The 19,950-nt window shown below is 67.6% G+C and carries 19 protein-coding genes; 1 reads left to right on the plus strand and 18 read right to left on the minus strand.

Features of this window, described 5'->3' with window-relative positions; translation table 11 throughout:
• Position 1: 1 nt before the first annotated feature.
• From AB0M15_RS02420 to AB0M15_RS02485, 14 genes are all read right to left on the minus strand, one after another.
• Positions 2-1,366: a hypothetical protein gene (locus AB0M15_RS02420; protein WP_363813128.1), complete on the minus strand. Its 1,365-nt coding sequence runs from the start codon at positions 1,364-1,366 to the stop codon at positions 2-4.
• Positions 1,363-2,736, minus strand: a complete 1,374-nt coding sequence (locus AB0M15_RS02425) for a hypothetical protein (protein ID WP_363813130.1) — start codon at positions 2,734-2,736, stop codon at positions 1,363-1,365. Before AB0M15_RS02425 ends, AB0M15_RS02420 begins: the two co-directional genes overlap by 4 nt.
• Complete coding sequence (locus AB0M15_RS02430; RefSeq protein WP_363813132.1) at positions 2,736-4,082, minus strand: hypothetical protein; 1,347 nt, start codon at positions 4,080-4,082, stop codon at positions 2,736-2,738. Before AB0M15_RS02430 ends, AB0M15_RS02425 begins: the two co-directional genes overlap by 1 nt.
• Entirely contained in the window at positions 4,079-5,056 is a 978-nt protein-coding gene (locus tag AB0M15_RS02435) for a transketolase C-terminal domain-containing protein (protein WP_363813134.1), read from the minus strand. The genes AB0M15_RS02430 and AB0M15_RS02435 overlap by 4 nt, the downstream gene beginning before the upstream one ends.
• Positions 5,056-6,006 (minus strand): thiamine pyrophosphate-dependent dehydrogenase E1 component subunit alpha, encoded by a 951-nt coding sequence (locus tag AB0M15_RS02440; RefSeq protein WP_363813136.1) that lies wholly within the window; start codon positions 6,004-6,006, stop codon positions 5,056-5,058. Before AB0M15_RS02440 ends, AB0M15_RS02435 begins: the two co-directional genes overlap by 1 nt.
• A 169-nt stretch (positions 6,007-6,175) precedes the next feature.
• Positions 6,176-6,991 (minus strand): DUF3050 domain-containing protein, encoded by an 816-nt coding sequence (locus AB0M15_RS02445; RefSeq protein WP_363813138.1) that lies wholly within the window; start codon positions 6,989-6,991, stop codon positions 6,176-6,178.
• A 14-nt stretch (positions 6,992-7,005) separates the two neighbouring features.
• A complete protein-coding gene (locus AB0M15_RS02450; RefSeq protein WP_363813140.1) occupies positions 7,006-7,914 on the minus strand; it encodes a phytanoyl-CoA dioxygenase family protein in 909 nt (302 codons plus the stop codon).
• Positions 7,911-8,984, minus strand: a complete 1,074-nt coding sequence (hppD, locus tag AB0M15_RS02455) for a 4-hydroxyphenylpyruvate dioxygenase (RefSeq protein ID WP_363813142.1) — start codon at positions 8,982-8,984, stop codon at positions 7,911-7,913. The genes AB0M15_RS02450 and hppD overlap by 4 nt, the downstream gene beginning before the upstream one ends.
• A complete protein-coding gene (locus AB0M15_RS02460) occupies positions 8,984-10,243 on the minus strand; it encodes a beta-ketoacyl-[acyl-carrier-protein] synthase family protein (RefSeq protein WP_363813143.1) in 1,260 nt (419 codons plus the stop codon). Before AB0M15_RS02460 ends, hppD begins: the two co-directional genes overlap by 1 nt.
• Complete coding sequence (locus tag AB0M15_RS02465) at positions 10,240-11,853, minus strand: class I adenylate-forming enzyme family protein (RefSeq protein WP_363813145.1); 1,614 nt, start codon at positions 11,851-11,853, stop codon at positions 10,240-10,242. The genes AB0M15_RS02460 and AB0M15_RS02465 overlap by 4 nt, the downstream gene beginning before the upstream one ends.
• Positions 11,850-12,377 carry a beta-ketoacyl synthase chain length factor gene (locus AB0M15_RS02470; RefSeq protein WP_363813147.1) on the minus strand — a complete coding sequence of 176 codons (528 nt, stop codon included), beginning with the start codon at positions 12,375-12,377 and terminating at the stop codon, positions 11,850-11,852. The genes AB0M15_RS02465 and AB0M15_RS02470 overlap by 4 nt, the downstream gene beginning before the upstream one ends.
• Positions 12,374-13,402, minus strand: a complete 1,029-nt coding sequence (locus AB0M15_RS02475; protein WP_363813149.1) for a beta-ketoacyl synthase N-terminal-like domain-containing protein — start codon at positions 13,400-13,402, stop codon at positions 12,374-12,376. Before AB0M15_RS02475 ends, AB0M15_RS02470 begins: the two co-directional genes overlap by 4 nt.
• Positions 13,395-13,646 carry an acyl carrier protein gene (locus tag AB0M15_RS02480; protein ID WP_363813151.1) on the minus strand — a complete coding sequence of 84 codons (252 nt, stop codon included), beginning with the start codon at positions 13,644-13,646 and terminating at the stop codon, positions 13,395-13,397. The genes AB0M15_RS02475 and AB0M15_RS02480 overlap by 8 nt, the downstream gene beginning before the upstream one ends.
• Positions 13,646-13,900 carry an acyl carrier protein gene (locus AB0M15_RS02485; protein WP_363813153.1) on the minus strand — a complete coding sequence of 85 codons (255 nt, stop codon included), beginning with the start codon at positions 13,898-13,900 and terminating at the stop codon, positions 13,646-13,648. The genes AB0M15_RS02480 and AB0M15_RS02485 overlap by 1 nt, the downstream gene beginning before the upstream one ends.
• 17 nt (positions 13,901-13,917) lie before the next feature.
• Between AB0M15_RS02485 and AB0M15_RS02490 the strand changes: the two genes are divergently transcribed.
• A complete protein-coding gene (locus tag AB0M15_RS02490) occupies positions 13,918-14,676 on the plus strand; it encodes a 4'-phosphopantetheinyl transferase superfamily protein (protein ID WP_363813155.1) in 759 nt (252 codons plus the stop codon).
• Here the strand turns inward: AB0M15_RS02490 and AB0M15_RS02495 are convergent.
• From AB0M15_RS02495 to AB0M15_RS02510, 4 genes are all read right to left on the minus strand, one after another.
• On the minus strand, positions 14,607-16,007 hold the full coding sequence (locus AB0M15_RS02495) for a class I adenylate-forming enzyme family protein (RefSeq protein WP_363813157.1): 1,401 nt from the start codon (positions 16,005-16,007) through the stop codon (positions 14,607-14,609). The two genes, AB0M15_RS02490 and AB0M15_RS02495, sit on opposite strands and share 70 nt — an antisense overlap.
• 382 nt (positions 16,008-16,389) lie before the next feature.
• Complete coding sequence (murQ, locus tag AB0M15_RS02500; protein WP_363813159.1) at positions 16,390-17,283, minus strand: N-acetylmuramic acid 6-phosphate etherase; 894 nt, start codon at positions 17,281-17,283, stop codon at positions 16,390-16,392.
• Positions 17,284-17,315: 32 nt separating this feature from the next.
• Entirely contained in the window at positions 17,316-18,218 is a 903-nt protein-coding gene (locus AB0M15_RS02505; RefSeq protein ID WP_343976550.1) for a MurR/RpiR family transcriptional regulator, read from the minus strand.
• A gap of 35 nt (positions 18,219-18,253) precedes the next feature.
• Positions 18,254-19,939 (minus strand): serine hydrolase domain-containing protein, encoded by a 1,686-nt coding sequence (locus AB0M15_RS02510; RefSeq protein ID WP_363813161.1) that lies wholly within the window; start codon positions 19,937-19,939, stop codon positions 18,254-18,256.
• Positions 19,940-19,950 lie beyond the last annotated feature (11 nt).

Genomic DNA, 19,950 nt, shown 5'->3' on the forward strand with positions numbered 1-19,950 from the left:
ATCACGCGCCGCCAAGCAGCAGCGAGCCGGTGACGTGTACGTTGCGCTTGAGGTTGAGAACCTCCCCCTCGCCCTGGCTACCGATCCGCACATAGCACCCGGACCCACGCCGCCCGAACGTGTACGGCCCGATCGAGAACGGCACCTCCGCCGTCTCGTGCTCGCCACTGGTCAGGTGCACGAAGTCCATCGTCATCCGGTCCGGCCGCGAGTAGTCCTGTACCAGGTGCAGCCCCTCAGCCGCCCCGCGCTCGATCAACCCCTGCCACTCCCCAGCAGATGCCTCCCGGCCAACCACAACCCCGGACCCACCGAACTCGTCAGTCGGCTTCAAAACAAGCTGCTCCCGCTCAGCAATCACCGACGGCACCAGCGAAGGCGTCAGCATCCGCGTCCGCGGCAAGTGCGTCCGTACCAGCTCGGCATCAGCGGCCGGCAGCGACAAAGCGTCCTCCCACAGCCAAGCAAAGACCAGCTTGTTGCTGATCAACCACGACGCAGCCGATGTGAACAGCGACGCCGTACCACCCCGAAGCGCATCCTTGATCGCCTGCAACCCAACCGTCGGCGGCATCTCCGAGCAGACGAACAGCCGCAGAATCGCCTCCACCCGCCGCCCACGCCCCACAAGCGAGCCAGAGGCATCCAGCGTCAGCCAATCCACCGGCTGCACGTCCATGTCGTAGCCGTTCTCGATGCCACGCTCCACGAACGGCTGCAGCAACGCGACCAGCTTCTCCGGATCATGCGACTCCGGATACTCCCCATCCGTCCGGAACACCATCGTCAGCCGAGCCCCCGGCTCCAACCCGAGGGTCGACCGAATCGCGGCGAACCGCCCATCGACAGCCGACGGCGGCGCCTCCACCGGCAGCAACTCGTCCAGTCCGGAAGTACGGAAGAGCTCGAGGAAGCGCGCCGACACCTTCTCGGAGTCCCACACGCTCCCCACATCGCTACCCACGTTGAACTCGACGAACTTCGGCACCCCGTCGGTCAGCAGGATGTCCGGCCGCCCCGACATCGCCAGGTGATCCCCAAGCGGCTCCGAGTCATCGAGGAATTCAACCCGCCCGGAAGGGATCCCCAGCAGCTCACGCAGCTCACCCGCGGTACTGGCCCGCCGCCGGCAACACTCCAGCAACAGCTGCAGCATCCGATCGCTCAACGCATACAGCTCTTCCAGCCACGGCTTGCTCATCAGCACCGGCCGCAGCGGCTTCCAGGTCTCGTTGTACGTCGCGACCTCGTCGAAGACCGTCTGCCACCCATCCGACCCAGCCGCCAGTACCGCCTTCTGGACCTCGGAGGACAAGTTGCCCCAGGCATCAAATCCGCGATGACCGGCCCAGTCGTAACCGGTCACGTCGTCACCAGCAGCGGCCCGGTCACATGGATCGCCCGCTTCAGATTGAGCACCTCGCCGTGCTCATGCGACCCGACCCGCAGGAAGCACCCGTAGGCCTTCCGCCCGAACGTGTACGGCCCCACCGAGTACGGCACCTCGACCTGCAGGTCCTCGCCGGTGTCGATGTTCGTGAAGTCCATCGTCAACCGATCCGGCCGCACGTAGTCCTGCAACAGGAAGCCCCCCGAGCGGATCGCCGCCGAGAGTCCCTCCCGCCACTCATCAGGATCGGTCTCGTGCCCAACCAGGACACCGGCGCCGCCGTACTCATCAGCCGGCTTCAGCACCAGTGAAGCCTGCTGAGCAACGGCATCCTCGAGCATCGACTCGGTGAGCAGCCGACTCCACGGAACATGCAGCCGCACCAACTCCTGGTCCTCAGGCGAGAGCAGCGAGATGTCATCCCACAGATAAGTCAGCATGATCTTGTTGGCCAGCAACCAGCCGGCGGTCGACGTGAAGAGCTTCGTCTTCCCCGACTCGACCGCGGCCCGAAGCGCTGCCTCACCCGGCACATCAGGCATGTCCGTGCAGACGAACAACCGGAAGACGGCGTCCACCTGCCGTCCCTGGTTGACCAGCGAACCGTCCTCGGAGGTCTCCAACCAGATCAGCGGCGCAACGTCACCGTCGATCCCGAGAGCCTTTCCACGTTCGACGTACGGATCGAGCGACCGGACGATCGCCGGGAGATTGTCACTCCCCGGGTACTCCCCCTCGGTCCGCAGCACGGTCGTCAACCGATCGCCCGGCTTGAGCCCGAGGAGGTCGATGATCGCCTGGTACCGCCCATCGACCGGCGACGGCGGCGCGAGCACCTCAACAGGACCGTCAGCACCATCAAGCGTGGTCAGCCCGTGCTCGGCGAACGACGTCAGGAACCGCGTCGACACCCTCTCGGTGTCCCAGACGCACCCGGCCTCGCTGCCGACGTTGAACTCGACGAACTTCGGCACGCCACCGCTGATCAGGATGTCGGGCCGGCCCGACTGGATCAGGTGCTCACCGAGCTCCTCCTCGTCGTCCAGGTAGCCGACCAGGCCGTCCGGCGTACCGAGCAGCTTGCGCAACTCACCCGCCGTCCGCGCCCGCCGCCGCCCGGTCTCCAGCAGCAACTGGAGCAACCGGTCCATCACCTCGCCGAGCGCGTCGTACGTCTTCTGGTGGATCATCACCGGACGCAGCGGACGCCAGGACTTGTTGAAGGTCAGGACGCCGCTGAAGACCTTCTTCCAGTCCTCGGCACCGACCGCGAGCACCTTGTCCTTGGTTGCCTGCGGCAACTCCTCCCAGTAGTCGAAGGATGTGGCCTGCCAGTCGAAGTCCATCAGTGCTCCCCCAAGTTCACGAGTAACAGGCCGCCGGTCAGGGCGCCCTGGGTCAGGTTGACGACGCCACCCGCACCGGGCGGCGAGAAGCGGGTGAAACCACCGGCCGGCACCCGGTCGAACTGGTACGTCGAGACGCAGTACGAGACGTCTGCCTCGACCACCTCGCCCGACTCCGGCTTGAGGAACTGCATGGTCAGCGGATCCGCCTCGATCAGTTCCTGGATGAGGTGTGGCCCCTCGGCCCCGTCGACGGCGGCCAGCCAGTCCTCCGGCGAGGTCAGCGGCCCGATGAACACACCGTGCCCGCCGTAGTCGTCGGTCGGTTTGAACACCAGCCGCTCGCGCTCGTCGAGGGTGCGCTGCCGCAGTTCGGGTCCGTAGAGCCAGGTCCGCGGGATGTGCGCGCGGACGATCTCGGCATCCTCTTCCGGCAGTTCGTCGAGGTCGTCCCACAGCCAGGCGAAGATCGTCTTGTTGCTCAGCAACCAGACCGCGGAAGGCAGGAACATCCGGAACTTCCCCGCCGCGTTCGCCGCTCTGAGCGCGGCCATCCCCGCGGATCCCTCGTCGTACGTCGGCACGAACATCCGCCACACGGCATCGAGCGGACGGTCGCCCGCCAGCAGCCGGCCGTCCGCGTCCTGCACGATCCACTCGAGCGGGTAGACGATCAGATCGACGCCCAGCTCGCGACCGCGATCGGCGAACGGCCGCAGCCGGTTGATCATGTACTCCGCGTCGTCCGCGCGCGGATAGCCACCGCCGGCGGCGTAGATCATCCCGGTCGTCCTGCCCGGCCCGACGTCCGCGCGGATCGCGTCGAACCGCCCATCGATCGCCGACGGCGGTGCGGCGGCCCCCATGGCGGTGAAGACGGGCTCGTCGCGATAGACCTCCATCCACCGCTTGATCACGCCATCGGCATCCAGAACCCCACCCAGCGCGCTCTCGACGTTGCACTCGACCATCCGCGGTACCCCGCGTTCGAGCAGCAGGTCGGAGCGGATCGCGTTGATCAGCCGCCCGGTCAGCGGCTCGCTGTCGTCCAGCAGCTGAATCCGGTCCTCCGAGACCCCCAGTACCGTGCGCAGCTCACCCGCCGTGCGCGCCCTCCGGCGGCACGCGTCCAGCACCAACTGCGAGACGCGTTGGGTGATCCGGTTCATCTCGGCGAACCCGGCATGGGTCGCGACCGGCGAGCGGAGCGGGATCCAGTTCTGGTTCTGCAGTGCGACATCGTCGTATACCTGCTGCCAGTACTTGTGGCCGTAGGCAAGCAACTTCTCGCGGACCGGCTCCGGCAGGACCGGCCAGAGCTCGGCGGCCGATGGTCGAGTGGTCACGTCGCATTCCTCCCCAGTACGCCGCGGATCGCCGCGACCAAGTCGTCCCGTCCCGGCTGCACCGCCCGATCGAGCGCCAGCGCGAACGGCAGCACCGCCCCATCCGGCCGGGTCACCCGCCGCGGCGGCGCAACCAACTCACAGCGCTCAGCAGCCACGGCCAGTACTTCCGCCCCGAACCCGCTCGTCCGATTGGAGTCGTCGATGACCACCAGCCGCCCGGTCCGCGCCACCGACTCAACCAGCCCAGAAACATCCAGTGGATAGACCGTCCGCGGATCGAACACCTCGATCGACGCCTCGCTCGCCAGCTCGTCGGCCACCGCGAGCGCGTCCTGCACCAAGTGGCCCAGGGCAACCACCGTCACGTCCGACCCGGCCCGCGCGATCCGCCCGACACCGAGCGGTACCGGTGCCAAGGTCGAGAAGTCGACATCGTCGCGGAACCCGAGTGCTCCCGACGGCGCGAAGACGACAACCGGATCGTCATCGCGGATCGCCGACAGCAACAACCCATAAGCATCCGACGGAGTCGCCGGCACCACGGTCTTCACCCCGACGTGCGCGAACAGGCTGTAGGGGTGATCGGAGTGCTGACCAGCCCACCCAGTACGCGAGCCTGAGCCCGGTACGACGTACGTCACCGGCACCTTGCACTGGCCACCGGACATCAGCGACAGCTTGTGCGCCTGGTTCGCGATCTGCTCGAAGACGAGGAAGAGCAGCGACGGGATCTGGAACTCGATCACCGGCCGCAACCCGGCCAGCGCGGCGCCGGTCGCGAAGTTGGTGAACGCCTGCTCGGACAACGGAGTGTCGATCACCCGGTCCGCACCGAACCGCCCGAACAGCCCGGCGGTCAGGTTCGAGGCCGCGACCCGGACGTCCTCACCGAGTACGAAGACTCGCTCGTCGGCATCGAGTTCGTCGCCGAGCGCGCGGTTCAGGGCCTTCAGATAAGACAGTTTGGGCATCAGCTGAACACCTCCGGCGACGCGTAGAGATACTGCAGAGCCGCGCCCGGATCGGGATGAGCACTGCCCAATGCGATCCCGGCCGCCGCGTCGAGCAGCGCCTCGATCTCGGTGTCGACGGCTGCCCGATCGTCCACGGACAACCGAGCGCCCTGGATCTCCACCGGATCCCGCGACCAACCCGCGGCGAGCTCCTCGTTCGAGCGATAGTTGAGCCGCGCCCGATGCTCGAACGTATGGTGCGCGTCGAACCGGTACGTCGTGCACTCGAGAAAGGTCGGTCCCTTGCCGGCCCGGGCCCGCTCGACGGCCGCCGTCGTCGCCGCCAGCACCTTCTCGGGATCCTGGCCGTCGATCGTGAAGGCAGGCATACCGAACGCCTTCGCCCGGCCGGTGATGCTGCCCGCGACCGCCGAGTCCACCGGCATCGTCGTGGCGTACCCGTTGTTCTCGCAGACGAACAAGACCGGCACGTTCCACAACGCCGCCAGATTGAATGCCTCGAGCAACATCCCCTCGTTGACCGCGCCGTCGCCGAAGAAGGTGACCGCGACAGTCGACTTGCCCAGCCTGCGCTGCGCCCAGGCCGCCCCGGTCGCGATCGAGCCGGCCGCGCCGACGATGGCGTTCGCCCCGAGGATGCCGAGGTTGAAGTCGGCCGCGTGCATCGATCCGCCGCGGCCCTTGTTCAGCCCCGACTCCCGGCCCATCAGCTCGGCGAACATCCGGGCCGGGTTCACCCCCTTGGCCAGCACGTGACCGTGTCCGCGATGCGTACTGGTGATCAGGTCGTCCGGCCGCAACGCGGCACACACCCCGGCGGCGATCGCCTCCTGACCGACGTACGGGTGAATACCGCCGACGATCTCGCCGGACCGGACGAACTCGATCGCACGCTCCTCGAAGCGACGGATCAGCCGCACGGTCCGGTAGAGATCGATGGTGGTCATCAGTGCTCCGGGTCGAGGGTTGTTTGAGTGATTGCGGTGGTCAGGTGCGTGCATCGCGGTGCTGGAGGAGCATCCTCGATGCGGAGCATCGTGGATGCTCGTCCAGTGCCGCGAGGTGCGTGCCTGGGCGCCGCAAGCGCCAAAGAACCCTCGACCCGGAGCACTCGTGTCAGCCCTTCACCGCGGCGAGGATGCTGTCCCAGAGACGGGCGCGGGCGGCGAGCGCGGTGTTGATGGTGTCCGCGCAGGCGTCCCACTTCTCCTGGTCGTCGCCGCACAGGTCGGCGACCATCTGCATCGCCATCGGGGTGTGGAACTCGCCGTCCACCTCGATGTGCCGCTCCAGGTAGTCGACGAAGGTGTTCAGCTTCTTCGACCGCTCGTTCACCGCGACGACCTGGGTGAACATGTCCGGGATCAGGTCCTCCCGGCCGAACGCGAACGCGGCCGCCTGGCAGTGCACCGGCGCGCTCTCGATGATGGTCCAGGTCGTCCCGGCGAAGTCGATCGAGGCCTGCGGTACGCCGGCCGCCGCGAGCGACTCGACCACCGGGTTGCCGTCGCGGAGCAGCTCGACCAGCTTGTCGATCGCACTCGTATCGGCGCCGGCTTCGTGCATACCGTCGACGTACAGCTCGAAGTGGCTGATGAACGCCGCCTTACCGTCGACTTTGAGCCCGTCGTCACCACCCAGCTCGTCGCTCTCCTCGACCATCACGATGTCGTTGATGAGCCGACGGCTATTGCGGTGCTCGGTCGGGATCCACGGCACCGTCACGCAGGTGAGCTCGCGCTGCAGCGACTTGAGCAGCGACATGAAGTCCCAGACGGCGAAGACGTGGTGCTCCATGAACGTGACGAGCGACTCGTGCGTGTCCAGGTTGGCGTAGAGCGGGTGCTGGACGACCTTGTCGCGGGCCTCGGAGACGGCCTTCTCCAGCTGCTCGATGCCGGGGTGGGTCTGACCCCAGTCGTAACGTGACATGTCCTTCTCCTTGGTTAGCGGTCGGCCCAGAGCGTCGGGCAGAAGTCCGGGTCGGCGTAGTCGGGCCTGCCGTCCGGGGTCCGGCGGACCAGCGCGTCGTGGTTGTACGCCGCGAGGGTGCCGTCGGAGAGCGGGAACTCCCGGTAGGAGTTGCCGCCGTCCTGCAGGTGCAGCGAGATCGCCCGGCGGGGACGGTCGCTGACGTTCGCACCGCTGCCGTGGTACGTCCGGCAGTGGTGGAAGTTCATGTGGCCACGCGGGATCGTGATCGGCAGCTTGGCCACCTCGACCCCGTTGTACTGCGCGTTCTCGATCAGCATCTGGTCGAGCTGGGACTTGTCCCGGTCGGCGAAGTGCCGCACGACGGTGTCGTCGCTGCCGATCTCCTTCCACCGGTGGCTGCCGTCGACCATCGTGATCGTGCCCATCTCGGGCGGGCAGTCGTGGAACGGGATGAACGCGGTCAGCATCCGGTCCGACGACGAAGACGACCAGTAGTGCTTGTCGAAGTGCCAGGGCACGATGTTCGACGGCTCGCCCTCGATCGGCGGCTTGTAGATCAGCGTGGACTGGAAGATCCGGATCTCGTCGACCTGCGCCAGCCGGGCGGCGACCGCGCCGATCAGCGGCTTGGTGAGGATCTTCGCCAGGCCGTCGTGCTCGTAGTGCACGTAGTCGTTGTGCCGCTGGACGTCGCCCTTGGACGGATCCCAGTACGCGAGCTTGGGCGGCGCGACGGGGAGGTTGCGGTCGCGTTCGCCGGCGTAGTACCGCTCGCTGGCGTCGACCAGCTCGTCGGTCTCTTCGTCGGTGAGCAGCTTCTTGGACAGGTACCAGCCGTGCTCCTGGTAGAAGGCGACATCCTCGTCCGAAGGAAGCAGGTCGATCTCTTCGGCGGACAGCGTGAACTCGAGCATGGTCATACCTCGACCCCCTGCAGCTCGCGCTCCTTGGCTTCGTACAGGGCCTTGATGTTGCCGCTGCCGAACGTCATCGCGCCGCGCCGCTCGATGATCTCCAGGAAGAGCGTCCGGCGGATGTGCATCGACTCGGTGAAGATCTGCAGCAGCTGACCCCAGTGGTCCTTGTCGACCAGGATGCCGAGCTCCTCCAGATCCGCGATCGGCGTCTCGACCTCGCCGACCCGGTCCGGCAGCGCCTTGTAGTACGCCGACGGCGAGGCGAGGAAGTTGACCCCGCGCTCCTTCAGCGTGCCGACCGCCTCGACGATGTCGCTGGTGCGCAAGGCGATGTGCTGTACGCCGGCGCCCGCGTGCCAGGTGAGGAAGTCGTTGATCTGCCCCGGCCGGCGGTTCGGGTCGGGCTCGATCAGCGTGAACGTCACGTGCTTCGACGGGCTCTGGACGACGGTCGATTCCATCCCTTGGCCGGCCACCTCGATGTACTCGTCGAAGATCGGCAGGAACCCGAAGACGTTCTCGTAGAACTCGACGGTCGACTTCAGCTCACCCGACGGCACACAGATCGCCAGGTGGTCGATCTCGCTGAACAGCTTCTCGTCCGGACCCCTCGACGGCTCGGTGATCGTGAATGCGCCCGGCAGGAACTCCCGCCGCGGCCCGTGCCGCTCGACCAGCCGGTGGATCACGTCGCCGAAGCCGGCCACCTCCGCGATCACCACGGTGGTCTCGTGCTCATCGGTGTACGTGGACGGCTCGCTCACCGACTCGGCGCCGCGGTTCAGCAGCTCGGTGTAGGCGACCGAGGCGTTGTCCACCTCGATGCCCACCACGGCAACGCCGTCACCGTGCCGCTGGACGTACTCCGCCGCGGGGTGGGTGGCGGCCAGCCCCGAGGTCAACACGATCTGTACGGCGCTCTCCCGCAGTAGCAGCGAGCGCTGGTCGGCCAGACCCGTCTCCGGTCCGCCCTGACCGTGCACCTGCAGGCCGAAGGCGTGTGCCAGGTAGAACGCCGCCTGCTTGGCGTCGCCCACGTACATCTCCACGTGGTCGATCCCGTAGATCTCCATCACCAGGCCTTCCCCTCACTCTTGATCTCTGTGCTCGGAGGTCCGAACAGCAGGCTGACGTTCTGGCCGCCGAACCCGAACGAGTTCGACAGCGCGTACTCCGGACGCGCCTCGCGCGGCTCCTTGCGCACGTGATCCAGCGGGCAGGCCGGATCGGGGTCATCGAGGTTGTACGTCGGTGGCAGCAGTCCCGTGCTGATCGCCAGCGCGCTCGCGGCGGCCTCGACGACCCCGGACGTGCCGAGCATGTGCCCGGTGAGCGCCTTGGTGGAGCTCACGGCCGGGCTGGATCCGTTGAACGCAAGGCCGATCGCCGTCGACTCGGCGACGTCACCGAGCTTCGTGCTGGTGCCGTGGGCGTTGACGTACCCGACTCGATCCGGGGTGATCTTGCCGCTGGCGAACGCCAGTCGCATGCAAGCGGCCGCGCCGGTACCGTCCGGACGCGGCGCCGTCGGGTGGTGGGCGTCGGCATTGACGCCGTACCCCGCGACGTCGGCGTATCCCCGCGCACCGCGCTGGTCGGCATGCTCGGCGCTCTCGAGTACAAGCAGTGCGGCCCCTTCGGACAGCACAAACCCGTTCCTCCGCAGGTCGAACGGCCGACTGGCCTCCGTCGGGTCGTCCCACCCGCGCGCCAATGCCCTCGCATTGGCGAAGGTCTCCGCAAACGTCGGAAACAGCGGCGCCTCACTGGCTCCGCAGATCACCACGTCCAGCTCACCGCTGCGGATCAGCCTTACGCCATCGGCGATCGCCTGAGCACCGGAAGCACACGCCGTACCAACCGAAGAGGTGTAGCCCCGGATGCCGAACCGGATCGCTGCCCGGGCGGCCGGCATGTTCGGCAAAATCCCAGTCAGCAAATAAGGACTGACTGCAGCCCGCCCCCGCTCGGCCCTCGCCAGCACCTGCTTCTCCAGCGTCGCCATCCCACCGACCCCACCGATGATGATGCCGATCCGCTCGGGTTCGACGTTCTCTCCGATCACCAGCCCCGCGTCGGCCAACGCTTCTTCAGCAGTCAGCTGGGCAAGGATGACGGTCCGGTCCATCACCTTCCCGTCCGGCCCACCAGCGATCGCTCCCGCGTCGAAGTCCGGCAGAAACCCCGCCAACTCCACCGAGTTCGCCACCGGATGACCAGCAGGCGGCCGACTGATCCCCGACCGCCCATGCAGCAAGGCCCCGAACACGTCATCCACCCCACGCCCAACCGGCGTCATCAGCCCCATCCCGGTGATGGTCACGGCGCTCATCGGCCGGCCCCCACAACGTTCTGTTCTGCAAGGCGTTCGGTGCGGAGGGCGACCTTGCGGACCTTGCCGGTGACGGTGACCGGGACCTCGTCCTCGCCGACCACGTGGATGCGGCGGATCGTGCTCGCCACCTCTTCGCCTACCGCGGCGAGGATCCGTTCGTCGCGTTCCTTGATCGGGTCCGCGTCGGCCGCGACCTCGAGCAGTACGTCGGTGAGGAACTGGCCGTCCTCCTGGACGATGATCACCGTGCAGTCCTGGATCTCCGGCAGTGCAGCGAGGATGCGCTCCTCAGACATCGACGTGTAGAGCTGAGGACCGTCGAAGCCGGCGACCGCGTCGGGAACCCGATCGAGGTGGAAGTAGTGGCCGGTCTCGTCGCGATAGACCAGGTCACCCGTCAGGAACCAGCCGTTGAGACGGAACTTGTACGTGTTGACCGAGTCGTTCCAGTAACCCGGCGAGACGGTCGGCGAGCGGAACCCGAGCAGCCCCACCTTGCCCGGCGGAAGCTCCTCACCAGAGGAGTCGAGGACCGTGGCTTCAGCAAACTGATAAGGCTTGCCGATGCAACGCCCGTAGTGGTCGGAGTCGATCGTGTGCGTGATGTGGAACCCGTTGTGCCCCATCTCGCTCGACCCCAGCCCATCGACGAAATGCGACCCACGCACCGTCGTCCGCCCAGCGCGGGTGACCGTCTCCCGGGTGCCGACGGCAACGAGTTTGCGGATGTGCGGCTCATGCGCGCAGTCACCGGTGTTGAACCACATCCGCACCGAGTCCAGATCGTGCGAGCTCAGATCCTCCCGAGCCAGCCCCGCCCAGGTGACGGCAAACCCGTACACGCCATGTGGCTTCCACCGCTCGATCTGGGCCAGCACCGTCGACGCGTCCTGCGTCGACAGCAGCAACATCTCGGCCCGGTTCCCGAGCACCTGGTTGACCATCAGGATCGTCGCCGTGTGCGGGATCGGCAGCGCGTTGAGGATCCGATCGGTGCCCTGCGACTGCGGCATCGTCAGCAGGTGCTTCAACGCGGCGTACAGCGTCTTGTGGCTGTGCAGCACGGCCTTGGGCACCCCGGTGGTACCGGACGTGTGCGTGATCACCACCGGATCGTCCTGATGATGCCGGTACGCCGCCGGCGCCAGCGCCGGATCCCCGGTACCGAGCTCGCGCGGCGCCCCGAGAATCGGTGCCTCCTGCAACAACCCACCGTGTGCCTCGTCGACCAGCACCCCGGTCACCCGCAACCGCCGGATGTACTCCTCCGCGATCGCCGGCGCCATCTTCCCGTTCAGCAGCGCGGGGATCGCCCCGACACGAGTCAGCGCAAGGAAGCTCAGCACGATGTCGGCCGCCTCGGTCGCCCAGATCGCGACGACATCCCGCCGTCCGATCCCGCGCCCGTGCAACCACGCAGTACGCGCCTGCACCCGCTCATCAAGCTCCCCGAGCGTCAACGGATGCTCAGCCGGGAACCCGTCAACAGCCGTATCGAAGGTCAACCCCGGCCCACTCAGATCAGCACCGTGCGCGATCACCGTCGCCAGCACGTTGCCGGCTCCGATGGCCGGATCCGCGGCGAGTGCAGCTCTCAGACTCTTCATGAAGGTTCTCCCCCACTCACCAGCAGGGCGACGGCGGTGTCGCCCTGACTTGCTTGTTCGACCAGCACGATCAGCACCTGGTCCGCGTCCCCATCCGCGATCAGCAGCGCGGCCTGGTCGAATCCGGTCTGCCGCGCGTCACCAGCAGGACTGAGACAGACGACCGGCCCATGCAGTCCCCAGCGCGCGGCGACGTACCCGGCCACGCTGTTGGGGACGGACTGGAAGAAGTACAGCGGTCCGACTCGCTTGCCATCAGCAACGAGTTGCCGGACCTGCTCGGCCGAGGCCCGGTCCCCCGTCCGGCTGACCAGTACGACGCCGACCTTTTCCCCTTGTTTTGCTGGTACTTCGCCGTACAGCGACTGCAGGCAACGATCGGCGACGACAGCGACCAACGGGCTGAACGTCGACCCGATGAAGCCAGGAAGTACCGGCGGGCCTGCCACCGCGTCGTCGCCCGGCTGCGGCCAGTGACTGTCCGTGATCACGCGGAGTTCGGGAATCTCGACCAGGTGGTTCATCCAGCACGCACCAGCAAAGCCGTGTTGGCGCCACCGAAGGCAGCATTCAGCGTCAGCCCGTACTGTGCTGTCGCAGGCCGCGGCGCATCGACGATCAGGTCGAGCGGGCACATCGGATCGGCGGCCGTGAACCCTGCATTGACCGGAAGTTTCCCGGCCCGCAACGCCAGCATCGTCATCACCAACTCGAGCAACCCCGATGCCTCCAGCGCGTGCCCGTGCACCGACTTCGTCGAGCTGACCGGCACGTCCGTCGGGAACACCGTCCGGATCGCGGCCGCCTCCGACGCGTCGCTGAAGATCGTCCCGGTGGCGTTCGCGTTGATGTACCCGACGACGTCCGACGGCAGCTCCGCCTTGCGCAGGGCAGCCTCGATCGCCGCCGCCAGCCCCTGACCGTCCGGCGCGGGCTGGCACGGGTGATGCGCGTCGCCGGCTCGTCCCCAGCCGGCGATCTCGGCCTTGCCTTCTCCCCTTTGCAGGACAACCGCGACGACGGCGTCGCCGAGCAGGAGTCCCCTGCGGTCGAGGCTGAACGGCCGTACCGTGCTGTCGTCCGACAAAGCCCGGCCCGCGTCGAACAGGGCGAACTGGTCCGGCTCGACCAGGTAGCCGGCCGCCACGACGATCCGCTCCGCATAGCCGTAGCGGATCAGCGCGGCCGCGTCGGCGACCGCAGTACTGGCCGAGACGCACGCGCTGGTGTAGATCTTCGCGGCCCTGGTGGCCAGCCCGCGGACGCCGGCGCGACCGTGGACTGCGAGGAACAACGGTGTCGTCGCCCGCTGGGCCGCGGTCATACCGGCGTCGGCGCAGGCGTCGATGACCGCATCGAGCAGTTCTTCCTCCAGTGACCGGACGTCGACGGCCGTCGCCGCACGGGTCACCCGCCGGTTCGAGGTGTCGAACCGGCGTACCTCACCGAAGGCGGCCGCACCGGGAAGGGCCGCCGCCAGTTGCGCCTCGGCACCACGGCCGAGCGCGCTCAGTACCGAGAAGCCGGTGACGGAGACCTGATCAGACATGGGTCCTCAGCGCTTCCGCGAGCACGGTCACGGCGTCGTCGATGGTCTTCATCCGGTCCAGCTGGTCGTCGTCCAGCTCCAGCTCGTACCGCTGCTCGACCTGATGGACCAGCCACGCGAGCTCCATCGAGTCGATCCGCTCCCGGACCTCGCCGGGCTGGCGATCGCCCAGCGCGGCCAGCCAGTCGACGATCTCAGCTCTACCGGGCGGGGGCAGGGCCGCGGGCTGGGGAACGCTGCTCATCAGACCTGCTGCGCTACCCGGCCGGCCACCGCGGTGGTGAACTCGCCGACGGTCATCAGGGCCAGTTCCTCGGACTCGTCGTCGGAGAACCGGACGCCGAACTTGTCCTCGACCCGGACCGACAGGTCGGCCAGCGCGAGCGATTCCAGGTCGACGCCGGCCGGGCCGAGCGTCGTCTCGTCGTCGATGCCCTCGACGTCGTAGTTCATGTCCTGCAGCTGCGCGATGACGAACGCGCGGACCTCTTCCCTCATCGGGATACCTTCTTCCTGTGATTCAGCGTCCGGGCACCGATCTGGCCCCCGTGCACGTCTGGCTGAAACCCGTCGAGCGCGACCAGCGATCCGCCGCCCACGCCCTCCTCCTCGACCTCGCCGCCACCCTGCTCACCGACGCCGACACCGACACTCGCTTCGGCTCCGGCTTCGGCTCCGGCTCCGACGCCGTCCCCAGCTTCGAGGGCGCCCCGGTCCTTCGGCACGACGCCGCCGGCGCTCCGCACGTCGACCCGCTCGCCGTGAGCCTCAGCCACAGCCGGCGGCTGGTCGCGGTCGCCGCCGGCCTGGCGGGCCCAGTCGGCATAGACCTCGAAGACCGCTACCCCCGACCCGTCACCGCCCTGGCCCGGCGCTGGTTCACCCCGGCCGAGCTCGCCTGGATGAGCCTCCAGCCCGAAGAACTCGAGGCATTCCTGCACCTCTGGACGGCAAAGGAAGCGGTAGGCAAGGCCCTCGGCACCGGCCTCCGCAACACCGGCCTCCACCGAGAAATGCCCCTGCCCCTCCCCACCGTCCGCGACCCGCTGCCCACGCCCACTCTCCGCGACCCTTTGCTGCCTCTCGTCGGTGCGCCGATCGGCTCCGTGCCGGGGCTTGTCCTGGTTCGGTTGCCCGTGGCGGCCGACGCGGTGGTTGCTGTTGTCGTGCCGGTCGGTACTCCGGCCGTCGAGGTGTGTGAGCATCACGGGGCCGCTTTGCGGAGTACCGCGGTGTCGCGGACCAGTTTCCCGGTGGTTGTCCGGGGCAACTGAGCCAGCACGCGAACACTGCGCGGCCGCTTGTACGACGCCAGCAACTGCGCCAGATCAGCCTCGATCCGCGCCACGTCGCGTTGCTCGTTGAGCTGCACGTACGCCGTGATCGAACCGTCGTGGACCACCACCGCGGCCTCGACGCCGCGGAGCGTGTTCATCGTGTACTCGACCTCGGTCAGGTCGACCTTCAGCCCACCGACCGACACCTGCGAGTCCAGCCGCCCCTTGATCGACACCAGCCCGGTGTCCGGGTCGATGACACCCGCGTCCTTGGTACGCAACCACCCATCGGCCCAGCGAGTCGGGTCCGACAACCCCAGGTACGGCGACTCCGGACGACGGATGTGCAGCTCCCCATCGACAGCCCGTACTTCGATCCCGGGCGCCGGCTGGATCGCGGGCCGATGCGCGCCGAACAGATCGGTGCCGATGACCCCGACCTCGGTCATCCCGTACATGTTGCCGAGCGGCACGCCGTACTTGTCCTCGAATGCACCCGAAATCGCCGACGGCACCAGCTCGCCACCGGTCGTCATCCGCTTGAACTGCGGCAACGGCGGCGGCTCGTTGACCGACGCAAGCAACCCGATGTGGAATGGCACCCCGAGCACCGTCGCCGGACTCTTGCCACTGGCAATCGCCGCGACGATGGCGTCGCCGGTCAACCGCGCGGGCGGGACCAACTCGACGCCGGCGTGCAGCCCGTACATCAGCCCGCCCACGAGACCGAGCACGTGCACCATCGACGGCAGCAGGATGACCCGCTCGCCCCGCACCGGAACGCCGTCGATCTTCGTGTACCGGTGAACCTCTTCGATCAGGTCCTGGGCGGTCCGCCCGATCACCTTCGACGGCCCGGTCGAGCCGGAACTGAGCTGGACGACGGCATGCGAGGTGTTGGCCGGGTGACCCGAGTAGCTGGCGACGGCCGTCTCGACGTCCACGAACGTGCGCAACCCGGCCGCTGCCGGGCCATCGGGCGACACGACGACCTGCGGCACCAGCCGCTCGACCGCCCGGCGCACCTCGTAGTCGGTCAGCCGGTGGTCCAGCAGGATCGCCTGCCCACCGAGCCGCCAGACCGCCAGCAAATGCGTCACAAATGCCATTGACGGGGGTAACCGCAATGCGGCTGCACCACCCGGGCGCAAACCCGATTCCGCCAATTCGGTCTGCCGTTCCAGCACCAGCCGGCGCAGCATTCCGCGATCAATTGGAGTAGGGAGTCTGAAACAGATGTCACTGGCCGCACCGGCCAGCAGCACCTCATCGACCCACTGGGCGCCCGTAGTGGTTCCGGGCACCACGACAGTACCGTCCATGGTCATCCGAGCTCCGAGGTTGCCTTGAACACAAAGGATTCAGAGCACCAGAGCCCCCACCAAGGCTTGGCGATGACGTGACGATACGACACGATCACGCGGTCGGTCTACGGACCCAAAGTGATGGGAAAGCTACCCTTCGCTATGTGGCCGAGATCGCTTTTCTTTCGGTCCCGGATCAGCCATGCTGCTCCGTTTTGCGGTCCACAAAAATCAAACACCCGACTAAGCCAAAAACCGGTATCAAGACCACGACTGGTTAGCTTTTACGATCAACAACCGGACCGCGAAGGGTTCCCCCCGCCGAATTCAATCCCTTGAATTCCGCACTGTTCCACAACTGCGCCGGCAGAAATTTTTCAGATTTTCCGCCGGCCGGGCGGAGAGGTCAGGCAGACGCGCTGAGCAGGCCCAGGGCGACGGCTACGCGGCCGCCTGCTTGGGAGAGGACTCGACGGGCCTCCGGGATCGGAGAGCCGGTCAGGAGGTGGACGAGAGCGGGTTTCAGTTCGCCGTCGGCCTCGGCCAGGGCTGCGGCGCAAGCCTCGGGGTCGGCGCCGGTGGCCTCGCCGAGGATGCGGAGCATGCGGCCTCGGAGTTTCTGGTTGGTGGCGACCATGTCGACCATCAGGTTCGACCAGGTGCGGCCGAGTTTGATCATCAGGGTGGTCGAGAAGCTGTTCAGGATCAGCTTCTGGGCGGTGCCGGCCTTCAGGCGAGTCGACCCGGCGATCACCTCGGGGCCGGTGTCGGCCGCGATCACGATGTCGGCGAGCGGGGCGAGCGGAGCCGATGGGTTCGAGGTCACCAGGGCCGTTGTCGCGCCGACCGCTCGGGCGGCTTTCAGGGCGCCGGCGACGTACGGCGTACTGCCCGATGCCGCGAGGCCGATGACGATGTCCCGGCTGGTGACGGCGGCGGCGTCGGCGGCGCCACCCTCCTCGGAGTCCTCGACGTTCTCGACCGCGCGCAGCAGCGCCTCCATGCCACCGGCGTGGTGGGCGACCACCAGGTCGTCGGGGGCGTGGAAGGTCGGCAGGAGCTCAGCGGCATCGAGGACCGCCAGTCGCCCGGACGTACCGGCGCCGAAGTAGTGCACGCGGCCGCCGTTGCGCACGGCCTCGACGGCGGCGTCCACCGCCCGCGCCAGTTCGGGGATCACCGCACCGACCGCGCCGGCCACCCGGGCGTCCTCCGCGTTGACCATCCGGAGAATCTCGGTGGTGCCCACCGCATCGATCGCGAGCGTCCGGGGGTTGCGCTGCTCCGTGGGTGTGATCACAGATACGATGTTAGTTTTCTACTGAAGGATTTTCAATTCTGTTGATCATTGACAGAAGTCTTCAGCCGGTGGCTACGGACCGCGGTGGCCGTTTCCTCGAGCGCCTTGCGGGCGTCCGGCAGCACCGACTGGGCCACGCCGATGAACAGGCAGTCGATCACCATCAACTGGACGATCCGGCTGGACATCGCGCCCGAACGGTAAGTCGTCTCGCGCGCGGCCGTGGTGAGCACAAGATCGGCGGTCCGGGCCAGCGGCGACCGCGGAAAGTTGGTCACCGCGACCGTGGTGGCGCCGTGCTTGGCGGCCTCCTCGAGCGCTTCGACCACCTCGGCCGTGGTACCGGTGTGGGAAATGCCGATCGCGACGTCGCCTTCGCCGAGCAGGGCGGCACTGGTCAGCGCGACGTGCACGTCCGACCAGGCGAACGCGACCCGGCGGATCCGGTGCAGCTTCTGCTGCAGGTCGAGCGCCACGAACGCGCTCGCGCCGGTCCCGTACAGGTCGACCCGCGGCGCCTTGGCGACCGCGGCGACGACCTTGCTCAGGGACTCGATGTCGAGCTGCTGCGCGGTCTCCCGGACCGCCTTCTCGTCCGCGAACGCGACCTTGCCGACCACGTCGGCGAGCGAGTCACCGGGCTCGATGTCGCCGCCGACCTCAGGCCGGATGTTCTCCGTGGCCGACTGAGCCGCCAGTTGCAGGCGGAGCTGCGGATAGCCGGGGACGCCGATCTGCTTGCAGAACCGGATGACCGTGGTCTCCGAGGTGGACGCCACCTCGGCCAGTTCCGAGATCGTCATCGCCGCCACTCCGCCCGGGTCCGCGAGGACCGCGTTCGCCACCCGCTGCTCGGCCGGCGCCAGCGCGGGCATCACCGCGCGGACCCGGACCAGCAGCGGCCCCGTGGGTTCTGGAGAGGTAACTGAAGTCATGACGCCACCGTACGGCGATTAAGCACCGAGCGGGGTCACCGACGCGAAAGTCTCCAACCAGTTGCGACAAATGATTCAGGCGTTCGCTCACCGTCGAAAAGGACCTGCCGCCCCGAGGTGATCTTCACGCCGTCCACATAGACGCCCCGACCCTGGTACAGCGGATCCGAGGTGTAGCGCCAGCGCAGCGTCTGGTCACCGGCCCCGAGGTCCGCGGTCACCTGGTGCCAGTGCCGGTCGCCCGACCCGCTGATCGAGCCGTCGGTGTCGATGACGGTGCCCCGATCGCGCACGGTGAAAGGCACCTTCGTCCAGGTCGTCCCGTCGGCAGAGCTCTCCAGGTACAGCAGATCCGAGTCCTCGGTGTCCACGAACAGGTCGAACGACACCTTGGCCCCGGCGGCCGGCACGGCGACCTTGGCCGCCAACGTCGTCGTACTGGCGTCCGTCGTGCCCGAGAACCAGGCATCCTTGCCGTGCTGCGGCCCGACCCCCAGCGACAACGCCAGGCCCTGTACTACGGCCCTGCGGGCAGGATTGTTACTCCCCCAGTTGCGACTCGGATGCACCCGGTTGGTCAACAGAATCGCGAACGACCGCGAATCGAAGTCGATAACGATCGACGTCCCCGTGTAGCCGGTGTGCCCCGCCGTCCGCGGACCCGACAGCCCACCCATGTACCAGCGCTGGTTCAACTCGAAGCCCAGCCCGTGATTGTTGCCCGGGAAGCCCTGGTTGAAGTTGGTGATCATCGCGGTGACGGAATCCGTCTTGAGGATCCGCGCGCCGCGATAGCTGCCACCGTTGAGGAACGTCTGCGCCAGCACGGCGAGGTCGTCCGCGGTCGAGAAGACACCGGCGTGCCCGGCGACGCCGTTGAGCGACCAGGCGTTCTCGTCGTGCACCGAGCCCCAGACCATCCCGCGCGGCGGGGCTGTCTGGTACTCCGTGGCGGCGATCCGTGGCTTCTTCTTCTCGTCCGGGTTGTAGCCCGTGTCGCGCATCTGCAGCGGCTTGGTGATGCCGTCCGCGACCAGCTTGTCGAGCGTCTTGCCGGTCACCCGGTGCGCGACCTCGCCGAGGGAGATCAGGTTCAGGTCGCTGTAGAGATAGGTGCCGCCGGGCGGGTTGACCAGCTTGGCGGTGAGCGCCTCGTTGAGCCGGAGCTCCGGCGTCGGCTGGTCCTTCCAGAGCGGCAGGAACGCGGGCAGTCCGGTCGTGTGGGTGAGCGCCTGCCGGACGGTGATCGCGGCCTTGCCGTTCTCGGCGAACTCCGGCATGTACGTCGCGATCGGGGTGTCCAGGCCGACCTTGCCCTTCTCGACCAGCTGCATCACGACGATCGAGGTGAACAGCTTGGAGACCGACGCCATGTCGAAGATGGTGTCGGTGCGCATCGGGATCTGCTGGTCGGGCGGCAGCTCGGTGCCGCTGCCGTCGGAGTACTTGAGGGCCAGCCCGGTCGCGGTACGGGTGACGATCTTGCCGTCGTGGCCGAGCAGCGTGACGGCACCGGCGTACAGGGGCTTGGTGGTGCCGGACGGTTGGGTCCAGCCGGCCACCTGGGCCAGCGCGGCGTCGATCGGCGCGGGGTCGAGACCGGCCTTGGCCGGAGTCGAGTCGCGCAGCAGGGTCGACTTCGGCGCGTAGCCGTCGTACGGGTGGTCGAAGCGTCCGGACTTGTTGCCTGAAGCAACTGCAGGGCCGGCCATGGTCAGCATGAGGGTAGAGG

Origin of the sequence: Kribbella sp. NPDC051718 (genome assembly GCF_040681515.1) — a bacterium.
Taxonomy (GTDB): Bacteria; Actinomycetota; Actinomycetes; order Propionibacteriales; family Kribbellaceae; genus Kribbella.